Genomic DNA, 26,264 nt, shown 5'->3' with positions numbered 1-26,264 from the left:
TGTACATATTTTATTATACAATTTTTTTAATGACACAGTTCACGGGACACCCTCAAGGACTTCTATTTTTATCAGCGTAAAGCTTTTTTATCGAAGCTGTAAGTGATTATTTGCTAATCTGTTCTTTGTTTGTTTCTTTAGAATCAGTGGATTTATCTTTTGTTTTTGCTTCTTCGTGCTCACGCAATAAATTAAAGAACATCTCTTGCTGAGCTTTCATATCCTCTTGCATACCTTTCATCAATTGCATAAAATCTTGAGCAAAGAACTCTTCAAACTCATCATTTGCTTGCTCAGAATATAAGGCTCTTCCTGCTTGTGGATCATTTGCAATATTTAGCATAGGGTTAGTTCGATTACCTAACTCTAAATAACGCTCTCCTGCTTCATTTTGATGTATTTTAACTGTGAAATCAGCTATCCCATTAGAGTTATATTCTGACTTTTGTTGAGAGGATCCTCTTTGGTCTTTAAAGCTTGTTTTAAGAGAAATAAGTTCTCCTTTAGCATTCCTCTTTATATTTGAGAAAGTAAGGTTTGCTATCTTTTCGTTGTTAACTTCTTTTTTAATCTCATCTAATTCACTATCTTTAGTATTCTTATTAATATGATATTCTATTGTAGTACTCTTAATATTTAAACCCTCTTTCTCTTGTGCGTTTATTGTACTACTAGAAAAAAATAGCACAGTAGCTAAGACAGGAACTAGTAATGTTTTAGTTGGAATAATTAACTTTTTAAATGCATTCATAATAATAGATTTTAAATAATAAAATGGTTTAAGGATAAAGACGAATTTAAGTCTTTAAGTTTTAAACTTTTTTTAAAGTTAATAGTATGAATGTTAAAAAACAAAAAATGATATGATTAAAGACTTAATAAAAGAAGAAGTATTAATAGAAGGAACTGCTCGTCCTTTCCTTTCTGACAGTAGTTATCTGAGAGGAGTAAGCTCTTTGCCTTTAGTAATATTCTGTCATGGATATAAAGGTTTTAAGGATTGGGGGGCTTGGGATAAAGCCATGGATTATATTGCAGAGACAGGATGTTATGCAGTTAAGTTTAATTTTTCTTTAAATGGTACAACAATAGATAATCCTCAAGAGTTTGATGATTTAGAAGCTTTTGGGCAAAACACATACTCTCAAGAACAACGCGATCTTACAAGTGTCATTGATTATTATAAAGAAAAGCCAGAAGTAGATAAAGAAAATATTTATCTAATAGGACATAGTAGAGGAGGAGGAACTGTAATCTTACAAGGGTATTACAACGCAGATGTAAAAGGTATTATTACCTGGGCAGGAGTGTCTGATTATAGAAAACGTTTTCCAAAAGGAGACCGATTTGAAGAGTGGAAAGCAAAAGGAGTATTCTATAGTGAAAATGGTAGGACAAAACAGCAGATGCCACACTACTTTACTTTTTGGGAAGATTATGAAGAGAATGAGACAATTTTAAACGTACAGAAAGCGGCTCAAAACTTAAAGAAACCAACTCTAATAGTACAAGGCACTAATGATCCAGCAGTACCACTAAAAGAAGCTCAATTATTACATCAATGGGTATCTAATTCTCTTTTGGATGTAGTAGATGAGGCAGATCATGTGTTTGGTTCTAGACACCCGTATACAGAAGAAACACTGCCTAAACATTTAGAGCATGTCGCTAAAGTTACGAGTCAATTTATTCATTCTACGAAATAGTTATTGATCTTAAATAAAAAAGGAGAGGTAAAATGATATCATTTTACCTCTCCTTTTTTATGATATGACTATATCTTTTAGTCTAGATTACTTTTACCACAGTGATAGCATCTTCTTGCTTCTAGAATTAATTGGAATTGAACTCCAAAAAGAATAGAAGCTAATACTAGGTGAGCTGCTTGAGTTCCGAATGGAAAATGAACGTAATACATCATAATACCAGTGAATATCTCTAGAATTAATAATACCATTACCCACTTCATTTTATCAAAGCCTAAGTTAGATCTTCTATTGATGTAGAACAGATACATATTCAAAAACATAACTATGAAAGAGAAACTACGGTGGATATAGAATTCTACTGTAGGGTTATTTAACCATAAATACTCATTTCCTATACCTGCTTGCACTTGTTCGTCTATAAACTCACGTACTTGTGTTCCTAACACTACTTGTGCAAGAGTGAAGATAAGAGAGACTACTAATAGAATTCTAAAAGTACCATTGTACTTCTTAATCTCGGTTTCTTTTTTAGCGCTTTTAATGATTCCTATTATAATGGCAACAATAACTAAAGCCATGACCATGTGCACTGTAATCTTAATAGGATTTAATACTGAATATACTACAGTAGCTCCTAACCAAGCTTGGAATCCCATTAAGAAAACTACTAACCATGATGCTAATACTAATCCTTTGCGGTCTCTCCAGAAAGAAAACGAAGCTATAGCCATTGCTAAACAAGCTAATCCAGCTAATGCTCCACAAAGTCTATTTACGTATTCTGTCCAAGTATGACTAGTATTGAATTGAGCGTAGCTGTGTTTAGTGTATTTCTCCCAGTGATTCTCATTATAAGTGTCCGTAGTTGTAAAGGTTTCTTTTGCTTTCCACAGGCTTTGATCGTGTATGATCATTTGCCCTTTTTCATATTCTCTATTCGGTTCCCACGTGATCGTTTGTTCTTCCGTAGGAGGGATGTAATATCCAAAACACTTTGGCCAATCTGGACATCCCATTCCTGAGCCTGTCATCCTTACTGCTGCACCTGCAAAGATTACTAGATAAACTAGTATAAGAGATGCTTTAGCTAATGGCAAAAAATAGTTTCTCATTATTCTTATTTTTTATTTACAATTTCAAGTCCCATCTTAGACGCTTTTGCTTTCATAAATTCAAAAGCCGCATCATATTCATTAGGAATAACACCTTCTAAAATAGCTTCTTTGATAGCTTCTTTAATCATACCGATTTCACGACATGGCTTAAGGTCATAAATCGCCATAATCTCTTCTCCTGTAATAGGAGGTTGAAAGTTGCGCACGTGATCGCGTTCTTCTACTTCGACTATTTTATCTCTAACTATTTTAAAGTTGTTGTGATATTTCTTAAACTTAGAAGGGTTTTTAGTCGTGATGTCAGCTTCACATAGCGTCATTAAATCTTCTACATTTTCTCCTGCATCAAATACCAATCTTCTTACCGCTGAGTCAGTTACTTCTTTTTGAGCAAGAACAATAGGTCTTGAACTCATAATAACCATTTTCTGGACAAATTTCATCTTTTGATTTAATGGCATATGTAATCTCATAAAGATCTTTTTTACCATTTTACCACCAAGGAATTCATGTCCGTGGAATGTCCATCCTTGCTTTTTAGAAAAGCGTTTAGTAGGTGCCTTTCCAATATCGTGAAGTAAGGCAGACCATCTAAGCCATAAGTCATCTGTATTTGGACAGATATTATCTACTACTTCTAAAGAGTGATAAAAGTTGTTTTTATGGGTATGTCCTTCTATCTCTTCTACTTGATTAAGAGCTGTAAGCTCAGGTAAGATTAAATCAAGTAAACCTGTTTTATATAGCAATAAGAACCCTTTAGAAGGCTTCTTAGACATTAATATCTTATTTAGCTCATCTACGATACGTTCTCCAGAGATAATCTCTAATCTCTGGTGATTAGCAGTGATAGAATCAAGAGAGTTCTGCTCTATCATAAAGTCTAATTGAGTAGCGAAGCGAATTGCTCTCATCATACGCAATGGATCATCAGAATAGGTAATATCTGGATCGAGAGGAGTACGAATGATTTTATTAGCTAAATCAGCAACCCCATTAAAAGGATCTACTAACTCTCCATACGTTTCTTTCTTAAGAGATATCGCTAAGGCATTGATGGTAAAGTCACGTCTATTCTGATCATCTTCTAATGTGCCATCTTCTACAACAGGCTTTCTGCTGTCAAAGTGATAGGACTCTTTTCTCGCTCCAACAAACTCAATGTCAATGTCATCATAACGCAACATAGCTGTTCCGTAATTTTTAAACACTTGTACCTTAGGTTTGTTAGGAAGTAATTCAGATACTTTTAAAGCTAATTCGATACCACTACCAACTGCAACGATATCAATATCTTTTTTAGAATCTCTTTTTAATAAAAAATCTCTTACAAATCCGCCAATTACATAGCTATCTACATTTAGACTTTCTGCTGCTTTAGAGATATAGTCAAATATAGGATGTGTAATGGCTTCTTTATATATAGGGGTCTCAGTCATAATATATTCAATAGGAGGTACTATTTTCTAATGATAGTAACTAGGCTATTATCTTTTAATTTAATAATTGTAGAAGGCTTTGCAGGCTTTGTGTCTTTTTGACGTAGGTTTACTACATAATCAACTCCTTCGATAATCTCTTTGCTAATTTCGCTAAAGTTAGCAGGAGAAGGTTCTCCACTAATATTGGCAGAAGTAGATACCAAAGGTGATTTCATTTTTTCGATTAACCTAAAGCAAAAAGGCTCTTCTACAATACGAACACCTAAAGAGTTATCCGCTGATACTACTTCCTTAGCTACATACTTAGGATTGTCTAAGATTAAAGTAGTAGGTTTTTCACTGCAGTCTAAGATATCCCATGTCACAGCTGGTGGAGCATTGAATACTCTGTGGAATATTCTCTCATTTACTAAGACAATCATACTTTTTGATTCTGCACGCTTTTTAAGTGCATATATTTTTTTGATAGCTTCAGGGTTATTTGCATCACATCCTATTCCCCATACAGTATCAGTAGGGTATAAGATAATCCCGCCATTTTTAATGACTTCGTATGCATTGAAAACTTCTTGTTGGATATCTTCCATTATTTTGTTGTAAATAGTATCGTTATAATCAAGGAGGTAAAATTACTAAAAAAATAGGATAGAACTAACTGATAGAAGTCATTAAAAATGCGGACTGAGCCAATTTCAAAACAATTATAATATTTTTAAGAATTCAAGAGTTATTTTCCTTTAATTTTAAAGCCTCTATAAGAGTCTAAATTATATAGAAAATAGAGGAGACAACTGTAAAGTCAGTGGTTTTAGTTAGTATTCTATAAATTTGATTTAGTATATTTAAACAGCGATTTTTTAAACTCAATTCTTCTAGTTAAACTATCGCTCAATCTATGTTTTTAAAACTTCTAACAAACAATGAGCAAAAAGAATATGAAAGACTTTGATAAAGATAAATTATTAGCAATGTATGCCAAAGTGTGTAAGAATACACTTATGGAGACACTCGACATAGAATATATAGATGCTGGACCTGACTTTTTAGTAGCTAAAATGCCTGTCAATCCAAGAGTACACCAACCTATGGGGCTCTTACATGGAGGAGCATCTGTGGCATTAGCAGAAAGTCTAGGAAGTGGAGCTTCTCTAATGCTAATAGATCCTACTAAACAGGAAATAAGAGGTATTGAGATTTCTGCTAATCACGTAAAGAGTAAGCGATCTGGTTATGTAATCGGAACAGCTAGATTATTACACAGAGGACGCACACTGCACTTATGGGAAATAAGAATAACAGATGAGAATGATGTATTAGTTTCTATCTGTAAAATTACAAATATCGTTATCGATAAATAATTAAAGTGATTTTGTTATTTTGGTCTTTTGTGATGAGGATGATGTAAATTTAAGAGTGTAATTCGTGGAGCAAAAACAAAGTAACAAAAGCACAGAAAAACAAATCAACATAAAAGATGTATTTATTTAAATGCTTAGCGAAGCAGTATGCGGATCAAAAGCCTTTTGCAGTCTATCGCAAACCAAATTCTAAATCAATAGTAGGGTTATTTCAAAAAACGTATGCTCTTCATAAGGTAGAGACATTTGAAGAACAGGGCTTTGTATTTGCACCTTTTGCTGAAGGGACACGCTTTTATATTCCATTAGCAGAGTCTGCTATTATCAAAGAAGCACAAGGAGATCTTGCTTTAGACCTTCATGAGGTTATCCTTAATTATGATGATAAGAAAGCTAAGGAAGACTTTGAAGACTTAGTAAGACGTTGTGTAAGTGCTATTAAAGATAAACAATTTGGAAAAGTAGTTCCTTCTAGAAAAGAAAATGTTCCTTATCAAGTAGAGGATTTAGGACAGTTATTTAATAAATTGTGTAATACTTATCCAACGGCATTTTGTTCTTTAGTATATCATCCAGAAATAGGACTGTGGATGGGAGCAACACCAGAAACATTATTATCTATAAAGAACAATACTTTAAAAACAATGGCACTTGCAGGTACACAAGTAAATCATGGACAAGAAGTAGTAGAGTGGGGGATTAAGGAACAAGAAGAACAATTATTTGTAACTGATTTTATTACAGAAACTTTAAAGCCTTTTGTCCAAGATATTACAACTTCAGAACCCTATTCTAAGCGTGCAGCTAAAGTGATGCATATTTGTACAGATATTACTGCTACATTAAGCAACAACAGCCTTAAACCAATAGTTGAAGCACTTCATCCTACTCCTGCTGTTTGTGGGATGCCAAAGGATGTAGCACGCGATTTTTTGGTTAGAGAAGAAGGATATTATAGAGGGTATTATGCTGGTTATTTAGGAGAATTAAATTGCAATGTAGAACAAGAAAATACAGATGAAACGAATCTATTTGTAAATTTGCGTTGTATGAATATAGAAGAGGATAGTGTTAACCTCTATATTGGCTGTGGGGTAACTATAGATAGTGATCCATCAAGCGAATTTATAGAAACAGTGAATAAGTCTTCTACCATGAAACAGGTATTCATTTAAGAATTGTGAATTACAGAATAATAAAAAACAACAAATGAAATTAGATATATTAGCGTTTGGAGCTCATCCAGACGATGTAGAATTAGGATGTGGAGCAACTATTGCGAAGGAAGTTTCTCTAGGGAAAAAGGTAGGGATTATTGATCTTACCCAAGGAGAATTAGGTACTAGAGGTTCTGCGGAGATTAGAAAAATAGAAGCAACTAACGCTGCTGCTATATTAGGAGTGTCTGCAAGAGAGAATTTAAAGTTTAGAGATGGATTCTTTATTAATGATGAAAAGCATCAGTTAGAAGTTATTAAAATGATTCGTAAGTATCGTCCAGAGATAGTATTGTGTAATGCTATTGACGATAGACATATCGATCATGGAAAAGGGAGTAAATTAGTGTCTGATGCTTGTTTCCTTTCAGGATTGAGAAAGATAGAAACTAGCTTAGATGGAGAAGAACAAGAAGCATGGAGACCTAAGGTAGTATATCATTATATACAATGGAAAAACATAGAGCCAGACTTCGTTGTAGATGTAACTGGCTTCATGGATCAGAAAGTTGATTCTGTTATGGCATATAGCACGCAATTCTTTGATCAAAATTCTAAAGAACCGAGTACTCCAATCACGTCAAAAAACTTCTTAGACAGCATAACTTATCGTGCGCAGGACCTAGGAAGACTAATAAATAAAGATTTTGCTGAAGGTTTTACAGTTGAAAGGTATTTAGCAGTCAATACATTAGAAGATTTGATATAAATTTAGTGTAAAAAATAAGCGAAAAAGCTTGCGAAGTATAGAATAATCGCTAAATTTGCACTCGTTAAACAGAAACATGGTAGCTATAGCTCAGCTGGTTAGAGCGTCGGATTGTGGTTCCGAAGGTCGTGGGTTCGAAACCCATTAGTTACCCTAGTATTTTAATACTGTTTAACATGGTAGCTATAGCTCAGCTGGTTAGAGCGCCGGATTGTGGTTCCGGAGGTCGTGGGTTCGAACCCCATTAGTTACCCTAAGTACTTATATATCATTAAATGGTGACTATAGCTCAGTTGGTTAGAGCGCCGGATTGTGGTTCCGGAGGTCGTGGGTTCGAGACCCATTAGTCACCCTAAGTACTTTACATTATTAAATGGTAGCTATAGCTCAGCTGGTTAGAGCGTCGGATTGTGGTTCCGAAGGTCGTGGGTTCGAAACCCATTAGTTACCCTAAAAAAAAAGGCATTCAATAAATTGAATGCCTTTTTTAGTTTTTAAATACTCAAGATTGTTTCTTTATTTAATTCAATAAAATTACCTTTTGTATTCACTTCTATTTTTACTTTATCTGCCTTAAATGCATTGCGTTGTACTTCTTTAAGTTCCTCTTTAGACATAGCGCTTATCTCTCTATCATTTACTGATAATATTTTATCATCTATTTTTAGGTTATTCTTTCTAATAGCTGGACTGTCCCAAACAAAAGAAATAACTAGTTCATTATTCTTTAGTTTAGTTTTAATCCCTATATTTTCATAAGTTTGAGAAAAGCTTTTATTGTATGGTTTAAAATAAAAGTGATTCTTATATAAGATAGTGCGATAATATTGGAGCCATTTAGATCCTAAGTTACTAGTATCATCTACATCTACAGCAGTGATAAATACAGGAATTTCATAATTATCTATTTTCATCTCTAAAGGAGCAATGTATGTTTTACCTATACTTGGACCAAAAGCACTATAACTAATCACCCCCTCACCAGTAAGTGCTTTAGAAAATACTTTTTTATCATTCAAAGTATTAAACATATCTTCACTTAGGTAAAAGAAATCATTATAACCTGTATCAAAGAAAATATTCTTTTCTTTTAGACCATTAAAATAAGACATTGTTAGGGTAGGAGTACCTGTATCCTCTTTTTTTACTTTAACTTTGTTAAATGAGCTTATTTCTTTTTTATCTAAAGTATTAGAGAGTGTTATCCTATTGTTTTCAAGGTCAAAATCCCAACAACTTTTACTTATCATATTGCCACCTATCAGACCATCTACACCTAATGATTTAAATGCATCCATATCACTTTGAACAGCAGTAAAGTTTTTATATTCTAAGTTTCCGATTTTAATGCTTGGAATACTTACATACTTAACTTTAGATACATTGTTAGAAGCATCATATAATTCGTCTTCATATATAAACTTAAAATCTCCTTTTACATTAAAAGTAATTGATGTCGGTGCACCAGTATCTACAATGAATTTATAGATCTTATTTTCAATAATTACATCCACATAGATATGGTCCTCTTTTAGTGTGTAATTTAAAATTTCATTATAAATACTAGGGGTTATAATTCCTTTTTTAAAAATTCCTTTTTGTGCAAATAAGTTAAAAGAGAACAATAAGACTAATATAGTTATTATGTTTGTTTTGTTGTTAAAAAACATATTTTATTATGTATTGAGAGTTAATTTTATTTGATTACAAATATAAAGTTATTAAATAAAACAAATATATCTGTTTAGTATACTTTTTACTAATAGAAGGGAAGACTAAGTAATATACATAATCACTATCTCTAATGCTACTCTTTTAGTATTTTTGTTCTAGAACACATATATTTATAAATCTCGATATGAAAGCATTATTAGTAGTAGACTTACAATATGATTTTTTGCCAGGGGGTAGCTTAGCTGTAAAAGATGGTGATAAGATTATCCCTGTTATTAATACAATCCAAAAGCAATTTGATTTAATCATAGCAACTCAAGATTGGCATCCTAATAACCATAAGAGTTTTGCCAGCCAACATCCAGATAATAAATTATTTGATGTAATTAATCTTAATGGAATACCACAGGTACTTTGGCCAGATCACTGTGTACAAGGAACTAAAGGAGCTGAGTTTACTGCTGAATGGGATACTACTAAAGTAGCCGCTATTTTTAGAAAAGGAATGAATGTAGAAGTTGACTCCTATAGTGGTTTTTACGACAATGATCACCAATATAGTACAGGCCTTTTAGGGTTTCTAAAGGATAAAGAAGTAACAGAGCTATATGTATGTGGATTAGCAGCAGAATTCTGTGTTTATTTTAGTGCAAAGGATGCACATGAAGCTGGTATCAAAACATTCTTTCTTAATTTTGCTACTAAACCTATCACTGAAGATGGTTTATCTCAAGCAATAAAAGAAATGGAATCCCTAGGAATTACTATCCTGAATAACCAAGTAGCGCTTAATTAAACAATGAAAAAATACAGTAGATTCAATTTTTTTAAACACACTTATTGCGAATGGCAAGAAATACCTATGTCATTTATCGAAGGGAGAAAACCTGACTATAAAAGTAAGACAGGTAGTATGTATTATTATGATGAGAAAGGTGTAGCAAGATATGCAAATCACTGGGGTAGAGCAGCTAACTGTAGGTGGAAGATTACATCAGACGAATATAAGAATAGTGTATACACACTTGCTTATGCCGCTTGGGACAGCTTCTTTCCTAACAATGAACAAGAACCTTTGTATGCTATAATTTTAGATTTAGAAAAAAAATATGTGACTTTTAAGCATAAAGGTTGTCTTAATGATACAAACCATGTGTTAAGAAGTGCTTCTGAGACTGCAAAAAGAATTACGAAGGTTAAAGAAATACTAGAAACAGATGGATGGTATAAGTATCTAGACTTTATTGCAATTGAAGAAGCTAGAACGTTCTTGATAAATGGTTTAGTGAATTCAAATATTGAATTCCTTAAACTAAAACAAGAATTATTAAAAAAACAGTAATAAGTACGTTTATTTTTATTAATTTAGCTTTTATTAAAATAAATACTAATTAGTCTAGTAAAAGGATTACAAATTAAACAGTAAAAATTATGAAAAAGATTACTTTATTGGCAGTATTATTAGTAGCTGGAATTACAACTGCTAATGCACAAATCAATGTAGAAACTCCAAAATTATCTGAAAAAGTAGGTACTACACCTATTAAAAAAGGAAACTGGATGGTAGGAGCTACTATAGGTAATATTGGATATAACTTTGAGGCAGAAAGCTTTAGTTTTGAAGTAAAACCAACAGCTGCATACTTTATTTCTGATGGATTTGCAGTAGGAGCTGAAATTGGTGGTGGTCTTCAGACTGTAAAAGATGGTAAAAACATTTGGAGTTATGTAGTTATGCCTTATGGACGTTACTACTTCCCAGAAGGTGCTAGTGCTACAGGTAGATTCTTTGGACAAGGTGGTATCGGAATTAAAGGCGCATCTCAAGATGGAGATACTAAGAACTCATTTGCATTTGATATCAAAGGAGGTTACTCTCACTTCGTATCTCGTAATGTTGCTTTAGAATTAACTGCAGGGTATAGTTATAGTAAAGCTAACTTTACTGGTGGAGAGAAATTCTCTGGATTAGGTATTGGATTAGGATTCCAAATTTTCTTAGGAAAAAACTAATCATTTAAGATGATTAAAATTGAATAAAGAAAGCCTGAGCATTGCTCAGGCTTTTTTGTATCTATTATTTCCATCGTTTATGAGACCATAACCATAAAGAAGGATTCTTTTGAATACTCTCTTCTAAGTTCTTTGTAAAGTGAGTTGAAATAAAACCTTCATTAGTTTCTCTAGCTTCTTTACAAATTGTACTTATGGAAAGTTGCCATTTCTTTTTACCAAAAGGAGTTGTTTCTCCATATACTACATAAGCATTTACTTTGTGAGCTATCTGTTCAGCTCCTGTATATACATTAGTCTGTTGGTTTAAGAAAGGTACTTCTATTCCCTTATTTTTACCTGGATACTGATCCGCAATGAATACAGTCATATTATTTGATTCTTTCTCCTTAAGTAATATGCGTAGAGCATACTGTGATGGAATAAGGCGGATGCCATATTTTTCTCTTCTATTTTTTATTCTTTGATTCCAGAATTTATTTTTCAGAGGCTTATATAGAGCTTGTATTTGTATATCTGTAGAGAGAGGTAATTGTTTTATTAATTCCCAGTTTCCGTAATGACCAAGTATTAATATCATATTTCTATTTTCTTTTTTTATCTCTTCTAAACTGTCTTTTGTTCTTTGTGTTAGATATAGTAATTGTCTCTTAAAAAATAGCGTTTCAACTAGTACACGACTAAGGTTTCTATAAAATTGTTTATGATAGTGTGCCACCTCTTGATAAGAAGCACATGGAAAAGCTCTAGCTATATTCTGAAGTGAAACATTGAATCTATAATGGAATACTTTACTTAAAAGAAATCCAATAGAATTATAAATATATTGCATAACTGTTTTTTAGAAGAGCAAATATAATTGCTCTCTTTTATGCCATTAAAAGTCTTTGACCATCGGTGATACTGATGTGATTAATGGTTATTATTCCATCGTACTTCTTTAAGTATAAAAGTAGTAAAGGTTAATTCTGATTGCTATATAAAGAAATTCAAATCCAAAGATCATCATATAAGTATACTATTTTATTGTTGTTGCCTAATGTAATTCACTTCGTGAAGTATCTATTGAAACACTTGGTTTATCAGGAAAAATCAAAGGATTCCAATTAAATCATATTTATCTTCCTGATTACATGGCAAAAATACGATCGAAAAGAACAAGTTTTTAGAATCGCTTCCACTTCCTTCCAAAAACTTCCATTTTATTCCAAAAGCTTCTCTTTATTTCCAAAAAGTTCCACTTTTTTCCTATATTTAATTTTCAATTAGTTGATTTTCAGTAATAAAAGATATTGACGCTATGCGTTTCTTCGGAACCTCTTCGGAATAATTCAGTGTTTCTTCGGAAGGAAGGCCAGTTTTCCGAAGAACTCCAAAAGACTCTCTAATCAACGCCCGAAGAAAACCCTGTTTAATGTTTAGTTTTAGTAGTGCTAATCAGTTTCTTTTGTACAAATATTAAAAGATAAAACAAGTCTCTCTGTTTTGACAGCCTTTTAGGTTTAGTATGAAATAAAAAAGTATTATCGGACACTAATGATATTTTTATACTAACTCTAAATACAATACTACATTTTTTTTAACCAAAATATAATGTTAATTTCGGTATCCTTTATTAAAAGTCCTTACTACACATTATTAGAATATTAATTAAAATCAGATTAAAATTGAAAAAAATTAGTGTAATCATCATGATGATAGCATTATCTATTTCTTCTTGTAGTAGTGATAATGGAAGTGTAGAAGCAGGTCCTGGAGAAACAGATCCTATAGAAGAAATCCCTAGTTCTAAAAACTCTTATGGTTCTTTCTCTGTAAATATGAGAATAGATAATAAGAACGTAACTTATAAATATTGGAATTACCTACCTCGTCATAGAGAAGGCAAGAGTTATAACGATACTTTTATAACAATGACTGATACTGACTTTTTTCCATCAAAAGATGATGCTAAGTATGGCGATTTTCCAGGAGGTCTTTTGACGATTAATATTAATAAACCTGAGCCAGGACTATATACAGTAGTAAGGCCTAGAACTTTTGTTTTAGCCAATGGTAAATTTCCTATTGGTCATGATAGATTAGCTACCGTAGCAATGAGAATAGGAGCTAATAAGAAAAACTACCAAGATGCTAAATATGAGTACATCGGTGATGATTATCTTGTAGACGCTGTAGAAGTAACCCAAGATGAAAAAGGAGTGTTACACTATACGATTAAAAAAGCTATTCCTGTTTCATTTATAGGAGGTGAGCACGGTGAAGGAAATATCGCTGCTCCAAAAGTAGTGACTATCACAGTTGATAATGGGCATTATAAAAAATAAATAGTTTAGTTATACAAAAGGATATTAGATAATATCCTTTTGTATTTTATATAAATATTTCTTAGCAAATCAGATAATTTGATATATTCGTTTCTAAACACCTTTAACTAGAAATATGAAACGAAAACTAATCGCGTTCTCTCTTTTTTTACTTACCCAAAGTATCTTCAGTCAGAATGAACAGCGTATGTTAGAGCAAGCGAATGTTTGTTTTGATGAATTTAAGCATGCAGCAGAACAGCACAAATCTCTATGGGATATTGATTTATATGGGCCTTTATTTAAGTATAGAAAACCACCGCCTTTGGCGGTGGTGATGTTTTATAGGCTATGCCTTTTATAGGTTTGTACTATAAAACATTTAAACAGTGAGTAAATATAGAAAATTAACGCATGTATATTACAAATGTGATTATCACATAGTTTTTACACCCAAGTATCGCTTCCAAATTTTGGAAGGAATGGTAAAAAGTTTGATAGAATATGATATTCAATTGATTAGTAGTTGGAAAGGTGTTCAAATACAAGAAATGAATATTCAGAAAGATCATATTCATTTAGTATGTTCGATTCCCCCCAAAGTATCTATCAGTGAATTTATGGGAATTCTTAAAGGTAAACTAGCTATAAAACTCTTCAAAACATATCCAACATTAAAACAGAAGCCATATTGGGGTAATCATTTTTGGTCTCGTGGATATTTTGTTAGTACAGTAGGATTGGACGAAGATATGATAAAACGATATGTCAAGTATCAAGAACATAACGATAATCAATCGTAATGCCCCTTTGGGGCTAATCTGAAAAACAAAGCCACCATTTTTAATGGTGGTTTTTTACTATTAGTTGATCCAGAGACTAGAAATATCTATGCAAATGAAGGAGATAGATTTAAAAAAGAGGGAAATATTTATACAGGTATCTTACCTAAAAATATTAATATAGCTAATACAGCTATTGAATGGGAAGGCAAGCGATGGGCGATGATTATGTTACCCCTATCTGATAATGTACAAAATAGAATTAACCTATTGGGGCATGAGTCTTTTCATCGTGTTCAACCAACATTAGGTTTTAAATTAAATAACACAGATAACAACCATTTAGATCAAAAGGAGGGGAGAGTATATCTTCGTTTAGAATTAGAGGCTTTAAAACAAGCTATTCAGGCTAATTCAATAAAAGAAAGAAACCAACATCTTACAGCTGCTCTTTCGTTTAGAAAATATAGGCAGAGTCTTTACAATGAGTCGTATACAACAGAAAACAATCTAGAATTAAACGAAGGAATTGCAGAGTTTACAGGATTAATAGTTAGTAATCGTACAAAAAAAGAAACAGTAGACTATGTCTCAAAAGGGATAGATGATTTCTTTAAAAATTCTACCTATATAAGATCATTCGCCTATCACACTATTCCTGTCTATGGCTATCTGCTTTCACAACAGGATAAAGAGTGGAATAAGAAGATTAATACAACTACTAATCTTACTGATTACTTTATCAAGGTTTGGAATATCCAAATTCCCAACAATCTAGAAGGCACTGTTAATCAATTAAAAAGTAAATATAATGGAGCTTTCATTATAGAACAAGAAGTAGAAAGAGAGAATAAGGTTAAAAAGATAATAGCGGCGTATAAAGCTCAATTCGTAGAAAATCCTCATTTTGAAATCAAATTTGAAAAGATGAATATTTCTTTTAATCCTTCTAATCTTGTAGCGTTAGAAGATAAGGGAACAGTGTATCCAACTATGAGAATAAGTGATAAATGGGGTATTCTTACTGTAGAAAAAGGAGCTCTGATGAGTCCTAATTGGGATCGACTATCTATAACTAACCCTACTAAGGTAGAAGAGAATAAAGTATTCGGAGATGGATGGATATTGGAATTAACTGAACACTATAAGATAGAACAGAATAAAGATGATTTAAATTATAGATTAGTAAAAAAATAATACATAAAAAGCTCCTTTATTGGAGCTTTTATTACTTTATCTTCTCTATAAATTGATTGATCATCTCTTCATCTGTAGCCCATGAAGTGATTAGTCTAATAGCAGCATATTCTTGATCTATTGCTTTCCATATATAGAAATCATAATCTTTGTTCAACTCTTCTATCAGTGCTAAAGGAAGAATAGGGAATAACTGATTCGTAGTAGAATCTCCTAAGAAATGATATCCTTTTGCTTTAAATGCTTCTGTTAGTTTGGTAGCCATTCTATTAGCGTGGCTGGCTAAGTCAAAATATAGATTATCTGTAAATAAAGTTTCAAATTGTAACCCTAATAATCTTCCCTTCGCCAGTAAGGCCCCTTTTTGTTTTAGATTATAATCAAAATAAGTAGCTAATTCAGTATTATTAAACACAATAGCCTCACCTAATAATCCGCCATTTTTAGTTGCTCCTATATAGAATACATCAGTTAGACCAGCGATATCTTTTAAGGTAAGGTCGTTATTATCAGCTGTCAATGCGTGTCCTAATCTAGCTCCATCTATAAAAAGGTATAACCCTAATTGTTTACAAATAGAAGAGATGGCAGTTAGTTCTTCCTTAGTATAGATAGTTCCCAGCTCTGTAGAATTAGAAATATACACCATCTTAGGTTCTACCACATGAGGTCTTAATCCATATTCACCTACTGTACGTTCTATATCTTGAGCCGTTAGCTTACCATTAGTAGTCACTACTGGGATTACTTTATGTCCTGTAGCTTCTATAGCTCCTGTCTCATTCGCAAAGATATGCCCTGTCTGAGGTGCAATGACTGCTTGATGTGTACGTAGGATAGAAGAAATAACTAATAAGTTCGCTTGAGTTCCTCCAGATACGAAGTAGATCTGTGCTTGAGGATTCTCTGTTTTAGCTTGGATTAATTCTTTTGCTCTTAAAGTATAGTCATCATCACCATATCCTGCTTGTTGGATTAGATTAGTCTCTATTATTCTATTTAGTATATTAGGATGCATGCCTTCTGCATAATCATTTTTAAAACTGTACATAATCACTTAGTATTAATTGATACACAAAAATACAGTAGAAATAAATAAAATAATAGAATGTTCTAAACCTAATAGAATACACTTAACCTCTGTGTTGATTTTTAAACACAGCAGGAGTCACACCATATTTTAATTTAAAGATGCGTATAAAATGACTCTCATCGGAGAAGCCACATTGATAAGCTACTTCAGCTTGACTAATAGGGTGGTATAACAATAAATCAATTGCTTTCTTTAATTTTTGCTCTCTTACGTATTCTCCAAAACTCATTTTAAAATAAACAGGAAACTTCCTCGATAAATAAACAGGATGCAATTGTAATTCGGTAGCAAGGTAATTTAAGCTTAATACTTCCCAACGCTCTTCATTGACTAGTTCTATCAATTTATTTACCCATAGCGGTTTATGAATATCTAGGTCCTGAGCTTGAAGACGTGTAATCTGACCAAAAGTCTGTAATAATAAGCCATCTATAGCAAGATTAGTAGCCTGATCAGCTAATTGAGATTCGACATGTATTTTATGAAATAGCGTTTGTAGGCTAGGATCTTTTAAGAGTAAGTCTCCTTCTATAAGGCTAGGAGACAAATCGTATTTTAAAAACCAAGCTGAAGGTAATTCTACATGTAAGAAATCAAACTCTTTCTGGATATCTTTATTGTAATGAGGTTCTTGGCTATGATGGTATAAGAGTGTATTAGGCAGTAGTTCTAAAGTACCTTTTTTAGTTACCTCATTTAAATAGCCATTTATATTGTATAAGAAATAAGCATGTTTGTGATAATGCCATGGAATATGATCAGTAGGAGAGGCATTTGCCTTGCTTAGAATAACATCTTTCACAACGAGTTGTTGTTTCTTTTCTCCAAAGTGTTCTCCTTCTTTTAAATAGTCCATATTTATCTACTTAAGATCTTAAACAAAGATAATAATACTTCTTAAACCTAGTTTATATCATAGGCATATAAACGAAAAGTAATTAAGTATCACTAATCATGACATTCCATCATCAAAAGATTCCCATTTAGATAATCGATTGTCACTAGTCCATCTTCAGCTACTGTATTGCTACTTCCTGTGCGCTCACCTAGTACGAGAGATTCGTTTTGAAGAGGGTAGAGGAGATTCGTTGTTGTAATATTACTTACTTCACCTACTGGGATAAGAGAAATAATTGTATCCTTTTCGTACCACTTTTTGAAGTGATTAGGTAGAGGGTATATACGTGAGTAGTCATCATACATCGTTATCTTCAGTCTATCTTTATATTTACAGATATTCGTAATATTTGTGATAGTGTGATCTGCTCGTTTACCAGTAGCCCAGATTACATTGGCAGCAGGTATACCACGATTTATAAGGTAGTCAAATGCTTTTTCTAAGTCAGTTGAGTTCTGATCAGCGATATGTACGATCTCTATAGGATACTGCTTTTCTCTATACGCATCTGCATCAAAGTCTCTATCAAAATCACCAAGTAACACATCCACTTTTACACCTAAATCAATTACTCTCTCGATAGCTGAGTCTAGTACAACAACTAGGGGAGACCATTCAAGTAATTGTCCCATAAGTTCTTGGCTACAGGCAGCACCATTAGCAATGATTAAAGCAGGCTCTTGGTCATCTCTGACGATATGATGTGAAGACATATTAGTGAGTTTTAATAAGGCAAATTAAGGTATAATGTAGGATATAGACTCAATTTATTTTAAAAAAATTTCATTTGAAATAGAATAACTTTATATTTGACCCAATTACTAAAAGAACAAACAATGACAAATTTATCACAAGAACAATGGTGGGAAAAAGCGCAAGCTGATTCTAATGCTATTATACTAGACGTACGTACAGAAGAAGAAGTAGAAGAGAAGGCTATCCCAGGTTCTATCAATATAGATATCTATAAAGGACAAGGTTTTTTAGATGAAATAGCTAATCTAGACAAAACTAAAGCTTACTATATCTATTGTAAATCAGGTGGAAGAAGTAGCCAAGCATGTCATGTAATGGAGTCTTTAGGTTTCGAAGAGACACATAACCTTTTAGGAGGGATTACAGAATGGGAAGGTCCTATTAAATAAAGTATATTAAAGCCAATTCATTAGAGTTGGCTTTTTTGTATCTATATGGTTATTTTACCTTATCTCTAATCTATTTATAGATGAATATACTTGCACTATGCTAGGGGTATTCTTGCACATTCCTTGGAGAAAGAGGTGCTCTGGGCAAGGAAACTGCAAGAAAACCGCAAGCAATCCCCTAGAATCAGCAAGCGAGACGCTATATCTATGATGTACAGTATGCCTATAAAAAGATACTGTAACCTAAATTTTAAGGATATCATAAGTATTATGCGATATCATTATTAGAATAGTTTTGTATATTTGTATGCCCATAGTGTACATAATGTACAGACTATGATATATTCAAATCTTATTATGAAAAAAATCTTTTTTATCGTTAATCCAATTTCTGGAAAAGGAAAGCACAATATTACTGCAGATTATATTAAAACATTCTTCGATGAAAAAGCATTTGATATACACGTACTATATTCTACTTATAAGAGACATGCTATCGAATTAACACAGCAGGCACTATCAGCAGGTGCAGATGTTATCGTAGCTTGTGGAGGGGATGGGACCATTCATGAAGTAGCTACACAGGTAGTAGGTAAGGATGTTGTATTTGGTGTAGTACCTGTAGGTTCAGGTAATGGATTAGCTTCTAATCTATCTATTCCTAAAGATATAGAGCAGGCGATAATACGTGTACGCGATGGAAAAGTAATGAATATGGATGTCGGTAGTATTAATGGAGAATATTTCTTTAGTAATATGGGATTCGGTATAGATGCTACTATTATAGATAACTATGAAAAATCAGGTAAGCGCAAATTAGGTGCTTATATCAAAGCAGCATTAAACTCTGCTCAACAGTATAAAGCGAAGAGAATGCTCGTTACGTATAAAGGGCAAACCAAAGAAGTAAATCCGCTACTATTATTTATCTCTAACTCTAATGAGATGGGATATAATATGTCTCTAACTCCGAAAGCAAGTCTGACAGATGGACTATTAGATTATCTAATGGTGCCAAAAATCAATTTATTAAAGCAATTAACTTTTGGGCTCTATGTAATCTTAAAGAAAACAGAGAAATTCAGAAAGACAGATTATGTTCAGTCTGATCATATTACAGTAGAGATCATAGGGCAAGAAAGAAATGGTTTTCAGATGGATGGAGAATATTATGAGTACGATACTAATCAGTTTGAGATCCGAGTTATTAAAGGAGGACTAAGAGTATTGTGCTAGTAGTGATTATTATTGATAAAATTAAGAAACTTTAAAGTTCTCTTTTTAGACTAAATTATATAAAAAGTGTAACTTTGTAAGATATATAAAAACAACAAATAAGATAATATATTATGAATTCATTTGACGTAGTTGTAATTGGTTCAGGACCTGGAGGATATGTAGCAGCAATTCGTTGTGCTCAATTAGGATTTAAAACTGCTATAGTAGAGAAATACTCTAACTTAGGAGGAACTTGTCTTAATGTAGGGTGTATTCCTTCTAAGGCATTGTTAGCATCATCTCATCACATGGAAGAGATTGCTCATTTTGCTGATCACGGAATAGAAATCACTGGAGAAGTAAAGTTCGATTTATCAAAAATGATCGAAAGAAAACAAGCAGTAGTTGATCAAACATCTTCAGGTGTTAAATATCTAATGGACAAGAACAAGATTACTGTTTTTGAAGGAGTTGGATCATTTGAGAACGCAACTACTATCAATGTAACTAAAGCAGACGGAAGTGTAGAAACATTCGAAGCTAAACATAGTATTATTGCTACAGGATCTAAACCATCTACTTTACCATTTATTACTTTAGATAAAGAAAGAGTAATTACTTCAACAGAAGCTTTAAAACTTCCTGAAGTACCTAAACACTTAATCGTAATCGGTGGTGGTGTTATCGGTCTTGAATTAGGTCAAGTATACATGAGATTAGGATCTAAAGTATCTGTAGTAGAGTATGCTGATAGAGTATTACCTACAATGGATAGTGCTGTATCTAAAGAATTAACTAAAGTGCTTAAAAAAGCAGGTATGAAGTTCTATACTTCTCACAAAGTACAAGGAGTAGTGCGTGAAGGAGATGTAGTAACAGTAACTGCAGAAGATAAAAAAGGAGAATTAGTGACTCTAGAAGGAGATTACACTTTAGTAGCTGTAGGTCGTCGTCCATATACTGATGGATTAAACGCTGACAAAGCTGGAGTTAAATTAACAGAAAGAGGACAAGTAGAGGTAAATGATCATTTACAAACTTCTGCTTCTAATATCTACGCTATCGGTGACGTAGTACGTGGTGCTATGTTAGCTCATAAAGCTGAAGAAGAAGGAGTAATGGTAGCTGAGTTCTTAGCAGGACAAAGACCTCATATTGACTATAACTTAATCCCTGGTGTAGTTTACACTTGGCCAGAAGTTGCAGCTGTTGGAAAAACAGAAGAGCAATTAAAAGCTGAAGGAATTGAGTACAAAGCTGGTAGCTTCCCATTCAAAGCTTTAGGACGTGCAAGAGCAAGTGCTGAAACAGATGGATTAGTTAAAATATTAGCTGATAAAAATACTGACGAAGTATTAGGAATACACATGGTAGGAGCTCGTGCTGCAGACTTAATCGCTGAAGCAGTAGTAGCTATGGAGTACAGAGCATCTGCAGAGGATATCTCTAGAATGTCTCACGCTCACCCTACTTTCGCAGAAGCTATTAAAGAAGCTGCGTTAGCTGCAACTGATAACAGAGCATTACACGTATAATCTGATTATACTGAAATACATAGAAAAGCCTAGATATATTCTAGGCTTTTTTTATTTTTAATAACGAGCTTAAGACCATAGAATAATATTTGTTTCTATTGTTAATTTAATTATGTTTGCATTAACTGTACGTTAACAATTGAACATGAAAAAATACTTAATTCTTTGTTTTGCTGCATTAGCTTTATCTTGTAGTAAGAGTGATGATAATACTCCTAAAGGAGATCCTATATTTGATGCCCCTTATAGTGGCTTAAAAAGTCTAGACGAATTGCCTGTAGGTACTTTAAAATATGCAGGTAATAAGATAGGAAGTCAACCAGTAGGATTAATAGGAAAAGATAATAAAACCTGTAAACAATCTGATTATCTGCTTCTAGACATGAAAAGAGAAGTATTGACGTATCACTTATTCGAAAAGAAAGTAGGAAATATTTGCGCTTTATTTTGGGATTTTCCAGAAGAGATTATTCTTAGTGAGTTAAAAGAAACAGGAAAATTACCCGTTCAGATTTATACCAAAATAAAAAGGGCTCCTACTAAAGAAGAATTAGAAATAAATCCAGATAAAACTTATTATATTGAAACAAAATTAAAATATAATGGTGAATTAGAAGTTGGTTTTCAAGCAGGATATTTAAGAATAGAAGATAAGCTATCTAATGTTTCTGAAGGGAGTCTAAATAAAGGAAAAAGCTATTTGTATTTCCATATTAAATAATAGTATAAGGGGTATTACGTTCGTTTAATACCCCTTTATTATTATCTGTAATACTAACATTATATTAGCTTTTAGATTTATTTTTTATTAGTAGATTTGTTATTATAAATACTTGAAATAAATGATCAAATTCAATAAAGAAACTAAAAAGCTTGAAATAACAGATAATCAAAAAGGACGTTTAACATCTTCTAGGATTATGTCTTCTGCTATCCTAATCTTAGGAGCGGCTAGGCTGTATACTGCTAACTGGCAACAACCTAAAGAGATGGACTATGTATTCTGTATTATTGTAGCTACCTTCTTATATATTACAGTAAAGAACTTCTTAATGCAGACAGCTGTTGACTCTATCGACAAGTATGATATTAAGTATGTGAAGATGCCAAAAGCATTAGGTACTAAAGCGGTGATAAAACTGAATAATAGAAAGACTAGAGACGTGTTTGGACTTAAAACTCCTGATGCTAAGAATGCATTCAGAAAGGTCTTAAACGATGCTAAAATAAAAATGATTAATTAATGGCTGTTGTTAAAAAGCATTACTGTGATTTTTGTAATGAGCTACCTGTAGATTCTGACAATCCGAATAAGTACTATCACGATTATGAATATGGCTTCGAATTAACGGATGACAATGCGCTGTTTGAACGATTTGTTTTAGAAATAAACCAAGCAGGGCTGAGCTGGAATACTATTCTTCAAAAAAGGAAAAACTTCCAAAAAGCTTATCTAGGGTTTGATATAGATAAGGTAGCTAACTTTACGCAGGCTGATGTTGATCGATTATTACAAGACAGCGGGATTATTCGCAATAAACTAAAGGTTAATGCTGCCATCTATAATGCTAATCAAATCATCCTGTTACAAAAAGAATTCGGAAGCTTTAAAAATTGGCTAGACCTACATAAAGAGCATACACTAGAAGAATGGCTAAAGTTGTTTAAAAAACACTTTAAGTTTGTAGGAGGAGAGATCGTAAATGAGTTTTTAATGAGTACAGCTTATTTACCTGGATCACATCGAGTAGACTGTCCTATCCATAAAAATACAAGATTTTACTTAGACAAGTAAAATAGAGATACAATCACTGGAATGCAGTAGTTTAAAATTTAACTCTCAAAGTAAGTTACTTTGGGGGTTTTTTGGTTAATATTGCATGATCATTTCATTATAAAATAGCCAAATGGAGAATCAATTGGGGTTAAGAACAGTTACTGTTACTAGGTATATTATGCCACTGCGAGAAGGAGGTTCACTTCCTGCACTTGCAGATGCTGATGACGACTTTAAATATGTATTAAAATTTAGAGGAGCTGGTCATGGTATCAAAGCATTAATTGCTGAATTATTAGGTGGTTTAATCGCTAAGAAATTAGGATTGAATGTACCTGAATTAGTCTTTGCTGAGCTAGATGAGGCTTTTGGTAGAACAGAAGCAGATGAAGAAATACAAGATCTACTACAGTTTAGTAAAGGTTTAAATCTAGGTCTTCACTTCTTATCTGGAGCTTTGACTTACGATCCTTCTGCTTTAGAGATAGAAAGTAAATTAGCTTCTCAAATTGTGTGGCTAGATGCTTTTATCACCAATGTAGACCGTACATTTAGAAATACGAATATGCTAATCTGGCATAAAGAGTTGTGGCTAATAGATCATGGCGCTTCTTTTTACTTCCATCATTCCTTTACGAATTGGGAAAAAAGTGCGTTGACTCCTTTCTCATTTATAAAGGATCACGTATTATTACCTGTGGCAAAAGAGCTAGATATAGTGGATAAAGAGTTTAAAGTATTACTTCAAGAAGAAGACCTTAAATGTATTACAGATCAGATACCTACTGATTGGTTAGAATGGGAAGAAAGCGATTTGACCCCTGAAGAGATAAGAAGTGTTTATTTCTCTTTTTTAAAGAACAGATTAGCGAATTCTGATCTATTTGTTAACGAAGCAAAAAAACATCAAGATGCAGGTATATGAGTATGCAATAATAAGGTACACTCCTAAAGTAGAACGAGAAGAGTTTATCAATATTGGGGTATTAGTATTCTGTAAGGCTAAGCGAATGTTGATCTCTTCATTTCATTTAGACAAGAAGAAGATTGAATGCTTCGAAAGCGAGTTAGACTTTGACACTTTAAAAGACCACGTAGATGCTTTTGAGCGCATCGCAAAGGGACAGTGTAAAATATCACCTATAGGAACTTTAGATGCGGCAGAACGCTTTAGATGGCTAACCGCTGTAAAGAGCTCTTGTATACAATCTTCTCGTCCACATCCTGGTATGTCTGAAGATATGGAGGAAGTGTTAACTAGACTTTTTAAAGAATTAGTATTATAAGATGCCACTGTACTACCTTAAAGATAAAATAATAAAGCAAACTACGTTCATCCTTAAAAGATTGCCTTTTTGGGTTAGTTTCATAGCGTTGTTTTTAATGATATACGATTTAGGTTTTAATACACTTAACGATTATCATTACCACTTAAATGTTTTTTACAATATTTGTTTGAGTATTGGAATGCTTGCTATCGTTAGACGTTATTTTAATAAAGATAACCACGAGACTTTAGGAGTGAAGATATTTGACTGTTTTAGTATTGTATTGTTTCTAATCTTGATTATAGCCAGATGGCAGCCTGAGCATACTATAAGGTTCTTTGACAGCAATGCTGTTATTTCGTTTGGTCTATTCCTAATGTTAGTAAGGGAGTTTTCTGTCTTACAGTTAAACTTAAAACAGACTAGAATGAACCCTGCTCAGCTATTTGTTGTCAGTTTTCTATTAATCATTTTTATAGGAGCATTCATGCTTTCTTTCCCTAAAGCTACGAATACACCAGGTAGTATGCGTTATATAGATGCTCTATTTACGGCTACGAGCGCTGTGTGTGTAACGGGGTTATCTACAGTAGATATCGGTGCGCAGTTCACTATATTTGGAAAGACTGTGATGATCTTTTTAATGGAATGTGGGGGACTTGGAATCATGACCTTAGCGAGTTACTTTAGTTTTTTCTTTAGAGGAAAAGCCTCTTATGGAAATCAATTAGTACTTAAGGATATGTCTTATATCGATAAACTAGGAGACGTATTCGCTACGTTGAAACGAATTATTATTATATCTGGTATTATACAGTTTATAGGGATGATTGCGATATTTATCAGTATACGCCATCAGCATTTTGAATCTTTGTTTGACAGAGTGTTTTTCTCTATTTTTCATGCTGTATCAGCCTTCTGTAATGCGGGATTCTCTACTTTACCAGAGAACTTGTACACTTTTGAATACCGCTTTAATTACCCGTTGCATTTAATTATAGCAGGGTTATTCATTATGGGAGGATTAGGATTCCCGATTGTATTTAATGTATACAAGTATGTAAAACACCTGATTATCAATAAGATTCTCCCTTTTAGCATGAAGGAAGCGAAGATTCATATTCCTCGTGTTATTAATTTAAGTACTCGTATTATCTTAATCACTACAGCTGTATTAATCGTAGGAGGTACTGCAGTAGTCTATATCTCAGAATATAATAATACGCTAGCAGAGCACAGTGGCTTCGGAAAGTTAGTCACAGCATTCTTTACAGCTACTTCACCACGTACTGCGGGTTTTGCGACAGTAGATAATAATCTATTTACTACTTCTACATTCTTAGTCGTGATTCTCTTAATGTGGATCGGGGCATCGCCAGTATCAACAGGAGGGGGGATTAAGACAAGTACTTTTGCTATCGCTGTCTTAAATATCTGGGCCTTAATGAAAGGTAGATCTAGAATAGAAGTATACAGAAGAGAAGTGGATCAGCTGTCTGTACAACGTGCTTTTGCGATTATATTCTTATCTTTATTTGTGATAGGAATAGCTATTTTTGCGCTCTCGTTTTTTGAGCCCAAGACAGATTTATTAAGATTAGCATATGAGGCATTCTCTGCTTATAGTACATCAGGATTAAGTACAGGGATTACAGCTCAGCTGACAGATCCTAGTAAAGTAACTTTGATTATGCTTATGTTTATTGGACGAGTAAGTATGCTTACCATCCTAATAGCGATAAGTAAAAAAGAAAAATTAACGAATTATAGATATCCAACAGAAGAGATTCTGATTAACTAATATAGGA

The 26,264-nt window shown here is 33.0% G+C and carries 29 protein-coding genes and 4 tRNA genes; 24 read left to right on the top strand and 9 right to left on the bottom strand.

Annotation, left to right across the window (positions count from 1 at the left end; all coding sequences use genetic code 11):
• Nucleotides 1–106: 106 nt before the first annotated feature.
• The gene (locus RT228_RS15405) at nucleotides 107–751 is read right to left on the bottom strand and encodes a hypothetical protein (protein ID WP_006258860.1); all 645 of its coding nucleotides are present in this window, start codon (nucleotides 749–751) and stop codon (nucleotides 107–109) included.
• 112 nt (nucleotides 752–863) lie between these two features.
• Between RT228_RS15405 and RT228_RS15400 the strand changes: the two genes are divergently transcribed.
• Nucleotides 864–1,706, top strand: a complete 843-nt coding sequence (locus RT228_RS15400) for an alpha/beta hydrolase family protein (RefSeq protein ID WP_006258859.1) — start codon at nucleotides 864–866, stop codon at nucleotides 1,704–1,706.
• Between the two features lie 77 nt (nucleotides 1,707–1,783).
• Here RT228_RS15400 and RT228_RS15395 read toward each other — a convergent pair whose 3' ends face one another.
• Genes RT228_RS15395 through RT228_RS15385 form a run of 3 tightly spaced genes read right to left on the bottom strand, consistent with a single transcriptional unit; the run spans nucleotide 1,784 to nucleotide 4,853 of the window.
• Entirely contained in the window at nucleotides 1,784–2,821 is a 1,038-nt protein-coding gene (locus tag RT228_RS15395; protein ID WP_006258858.1) for a COX15/CtaA family protein, read from the bottom strand.
• Between the two features lie 5 nt (nucleotides 2,822–2,826).
• Nucleotides 2,827–4,263, bottom strand: coding sequence for a CCA tRNA nucleotidyltransferase (locus RT228_RS15390; protein WP_006258857.1), 1,437 nt, complete (start codon nucleotides 4,261–4,263; stop codon nucleotides 2,827–2,829).
• Nucleotides 4,264–4,283: 20 nt separating this feature from the next.
• Nucleotides 4,284–4,853: an L-threonylcarbamoyladenylate synthase gene (locus RT228_RS15385; RefSeq protein ID WP_006258856.1), complete on the bottom strand. Its 570-nt coding sequence runs from the start codon at nucleotides 4,851–4,853 to the stop codon at nucleotides 4,284–4,286.
• A gap of 348 nt (nucleotides 4,854–5,201) precedes the next feature.
• Between RT228_RS15385 and RT228_RS15380 the strand changes: the two genes are divergently transcribed.
• The 7 genes from RT228_RS15380 to RT228_RS15350 all read left to right on the top strand — a co-directional run bounded on the left by RT228_RS15380 (nucleotide 5,202) and on the right by RT228_RS15350 (nucleotide 8,000).
• Nucleotides 5,202–5,624: a PaaI family thioesterase gene (locus tag RT228_RS15380; protein ID WP_016361618.1), complete on the top strand. Its 423-nt coding sequence runs from the start codon at nucleotides 5,202–5,204 to the stop codon at nucleotides 5,622–5,624.
• A gap of 116 nt (nucleotides 5,625–5,740) precedes the next feature.
• Nucleotides 5,741–6,799: a chorismate-binding protein gene (locus RT228_RS15375; RefSeq protein ID WP_006258854.1), complete on the top strand. Its 1,059-nt coding sequence runs from the start codon at nucleotides 5,741–5,743 to the stop codon at nucleotides 6,797–6,799.
• Nucleotides 6,800–6,833: 34 nt separating this feature from the next.
• On the top strand, nucleotides 6,834–7,550 hold the full coding sequence (gene bshB1, locus RT228_RS15370) for a bacillithiol biosynthesis deacetylase BshB1 (RefSeq protein WP_006258853.1): 717 nt from the start codon (nucleotides 6,834–6,836) through the stop codon (nucleotides 7,548–7,550).
• Between the two features lie 79 nt (nucleotides 7,551–7,629).
• Nucleotides 7,630–7,703, top strand: a tRNA-His gene (locus tag RT228_RS15365).
• A gap of 26 nt (nucleotides 7,704–7,729) precedes the next feature.
• Nucleotides 7,730–7,803, top strand: a tRNA-His gene (locus tag RT228_RS15360).
• A 25-nt stretch (nucleotides 7,804–7,828) separates the two neighbouring features.
• A tRNA-His gene (locus RT228_RS15355) sits at nucleotides 7,829–7,902 on the top strand.
• A 24-nt stretch (nucleotides 7,903–7,926) separates the two neighbouring features.
• Nucleotides 7,927–8,000, top strand: a tRNA-His gene (locus tag RT228_RS15350).
• Between the two features lie 44 nt (nucleotides 8,001–8,044).
• Here RT228_RS15350 and RT228_RS15345 read toward each other — a convergent pair.
• Nucleotides 8,045–9,220, bottom strand: coding sequence for a PDZ domain-containing protein (locus tag RT228_RS15345; protein ID WP_006258852.1), 1,176 nt, complete (start codon nucleotides 9,218–9,220; stop codon nucleotides 8,045–8,047).
• Nucleotides 9,221–9,408: 188 nt separating this feature from the next.
• Between RT228_RS15345 and pncA the strand changes: the two genes are divergently transcribed.
• The 3 genes from pncA to RT228_RS15330 all read left to right on the top strand — a co-directional run bounded on the left by pncA (nucleotide 9,409) and on the right by RT228_RS15330 (nucleotide 11,237).
• Nucleotides 9,409–10,020, top strand: coding sequence for a bifunctional nicotinamidase/pyrazinamidase (gene pncA, locus RT228_RS15340; RefSeq protein ID WP_006258851.1), 612 nt, complete (start codon nucleotides 9,409–9,411; stop codon nucleotides 10,018–10,020).
• Between the two features lie 3 nt (nucleotides 10,021–10,023).
• Nucleotides 10,024–10,566, top strand: a complete 543-nt coding sequence (locus tag RT228_RS15335; RefSeq protein ID WP_006258850.1) for a hypothetical protein — start codon at nucleotides 10,024–10,026, stop codon at nucleotides 10,564–10,566.
• Between the two features lie 89 nt (nucleotides 10,567–10,655).
• Nucleotides 10,656–11,237, top strand: a complete 582-nt coding sequence (locus tag RT228_RS15330) for an outer membrane beta-barrel protein (RefSeq protein WP_006258849.1) — start codon at nucleotides 10,656–10,658, stop codon at nucleotides 11,235–11,237.
• Nucleotides 11,238–11,301: 64 nt separating this feature from the next.
• Here RT228_RS15330 and RT228_RS15325 read toward each other — a convergent pair whose 3' ends face one another.
• Nucleotides 11,302–12,069 (bottom strand): lysophospholipid acyltransferase family protein, encoded by a 768-nt coding sequence (locus RT228_RS15325; RefSeq protein ID WP_006258848.1) that lies wholly within the window; start codon nucleotides 12,067–12,069, stop codon nucleotides 11,302–11,304.
• Nucleotides 12,070–12,904: 835 nt separating this feature from the next.
• Between RT228_RS15325 and RT228_RS15320 the strand changes: the two genes are divergently transcribed.
• From RT228_RS15320 to RT228_RS15305, 4 genes are all read left to right on the top strand, one after another.
• Entirely contained in the window at nucleotides 12,905–13,564 is a 660-nt protein-coding gene (locus RT228_RS15320; RefSeq protein ID WP_039851692.1) for a hypothetical protein, read from the top strand.
• Nucleotides 13,565–13,679: 115 nt separating this feature from the next.
• Complete coding sequence (locus RT228_RS15315) at nucleotides 13,680–13,907, top strand: hypothetical protein (protein ID WP_313138761.1); 228 nt, start codon at nucleotides 13,680–13,682, stop codon at nucleotides 13,905–13,907.
• Nucleotides 13,908–13,932: 25 nt separating this feature from the next.
• A complete protein-coding gene (gene tnpA / locus RT228_RS15310; RefSeq protein ID WP_006261444.1) occupies nucleotides 13,933–14,346 on the top strand; it encodes an IS200/IS605 family transposase in 414 nt (137 codons plus the stop codon).
• A 201-nt stretch (nucleotides 14,347–14,547) separates the two neighbouring features.
• Nucleotides 14,548–15,522 carry a hypothetical protein gene (locus RT228_RS15305; RefSeq protein ID WP_313138760.1) on the top strand — a complete coding sequence of 325 codons (975 nt, stop codon included), beginning with the start codon at nucleotides 14,548–14,550 and terminating at the stop codon, nucleotides 15,520–15,522.
• A gap of 31 nt (nucleotides 15,523–15,553) precedes the next feature.
• Here the strand turns inward: RT228_RS15305 and RT228_RS15300 are convergent, their stop codons facing one another.
• From RT228_RS15300 to RT228_RS15290, 3 genes are all read right to left on the bottom strand, one after another.
• Nucleotides 15,554–16,573 carry a threonine aldolase family protein gene (locus RT228_RS15300; protein ID WP_006258844.1) on the bottom strand — a complete coding sequence of 340 codons (1,020 nt, stop codon included), beginning with the start codon at nucleotides 16,571–16,573 and terminating at the stop codon, nucleotides 15,554–15,556.
• Nucleotides 16,574–16,655: 82 nt separating this feature from the next.
• Complete coding sequence (locus RT228_RS15295; protein ID WP_006258843.1) at nucleotides 16,656–17,471, bottom strand: helix-turn-helix domain-containing protein; 816 nt, start codon at nucleotides 17,469–17,471, stop codon at nucleotides 16,656–16,658.
• Nucleotides 17,472–17,563: 92 nt separating this feature from the next.
• Nucleotides 17,564–18,226: a thiamine diphosphokinase gene (locus RT228_RS15290; protein WP_006258842.1), complete on the bottom strand. Its 663-nt coding sequence runs from the start codon at nucleotides 18,224–18,226 to the stop codon at nucleotides 17,564–17,566.
• A 123-nt stretch (nucleotides 18,227–18,349) separates the two neighbouring features.
• Between RT228_RS15290 and RT228_RS15285 the strand changes: the two genes are divergently transcribed.
• From RT228_RS15285 to RT228_RS15245, 9 genes are all read left to right on the top strand, one after another.
• Entirely contained in the window at nucleotides 18,350–18,658 is a 309-nt protein-coding gene (locus RT228_RS15285) for a rhodanese-like domain-containing protein (RefSeq protein ID WP_006261228.1), read from the top strand.
• Nucleotides 18,659–19,015: 357 nt separating this feature from the next.
• Entirely contained in the window at nucleotides 19,016–19,894 is an 879-nt protein-coding gene (locus RT228_RS15280; RefSeq protein WP_006258840.1) for a diacylglycerol/lipid kinase family protein, read from the top strand.
• Between the two features lie 113 nt (nucleotides 19,895–20,007).
• Entirely contained in the window at nucleotides 20,008–21,411 is a 1,404-nt protein-coding gene (gene lpdA, locus RT228_RS15275) for a dihydrolipoyl dehydrogenase (protein WP_006258839.1), read from the top strand.
• Nucleotides 21,412–21,556: 145 nt separating this feature from the next.
• Nucleotides 21,557–22,132, top strand: a complete 576-nt coding sequence (locus RT228_RS15270) for a hypothetical protein (RefSeq protein ID WP_006258838.1) — start codon at nucleotides 21,557–21,559, stop codon at nucleotides 22,130–22,132.
• A 121-nt stretch (nucleotides 22,133–22,253) separates the two neighbouring features.
• A complete protein-coding gene (locus tag RT228_RS15265; RefSeq protein ID WP_006258837.1) occupies nucleotides 22,254–22,655 on the top strand; it encodes a hypothetical protein in 402 nt (133 codons plus the stop codon).
• Nucleotides 22,655–23,206, top strand: a complete 552-nt coding sequence (locus tag RT228_RS15260) for a DNA-3-methyladenine glycosylase I (RefSeq protein ID WP_006258836.1) — start codon at nucleotides 22,655–22,657, stop codon at nucleotides 23,204–23,206. The genes RT228_RS15265 and RT228_RS15260 overlap by 1 nt, the downstream gene beginning before the upstream one ends.
• A 112-nt stretch (nucleotides 23,207–23,318) precedes the next feature.
• Complete coding sequence (locus RT228_RS15255; protein ID WP_006258835.1) at nucleotides 23,319–24,113, top strand: HipA family kinase; 795 nt, start codon at nucleotides 23,319–23,321, stop codon at nucleotides 24,111–24,113.
• Nucleotides 24,100–24,474 carry a DUF3037 domain-containing protein gene (locus RT228_RS15250; protein ID WP_006258834.1) on the top strand — a complete coding sequence of 125 codons (375 nt, stop codon included), beginning with the start codon at nucleotides 24,100–24,102 and terminating at the stop codon, nucleotides 24,472–24,474. The genes RT228_RS15255 and RT228_RS15250 overlap by 14 nt, the downstream gene beginning before the upstream one ends.
• 1 nt (nucleotide 24,475) lies before the next feature.
• On the top strand, nucleotides 24,476–26,257 hold the full coding sequence (locus tag RT228_RS15245) for a TrkH family potassium uptake protein (RefSeq protein ID WP_006258833.1): 1,782 nt from the start codon (nucleotides 24,476–24,478) through the stop codon (nucleotides 26,255–26,257).
• Nucleotides 26,258–26,264 lie beyond the last annotated feature (7 nt).

It is taken from the genome of Myroides sp., assembly GCF_032073645.1.
GTDB lineage: Bacteria > Bacteroidota > Bacteroidia > Flavobacteriales > Flavobacteriaceae > Flavobacterium > Flavobacterium odoratimimum.
Note: the sequence above shows the minus strand (reverse complement) of the source record. Positions and strands in the feature narration are given on the sequence as shown.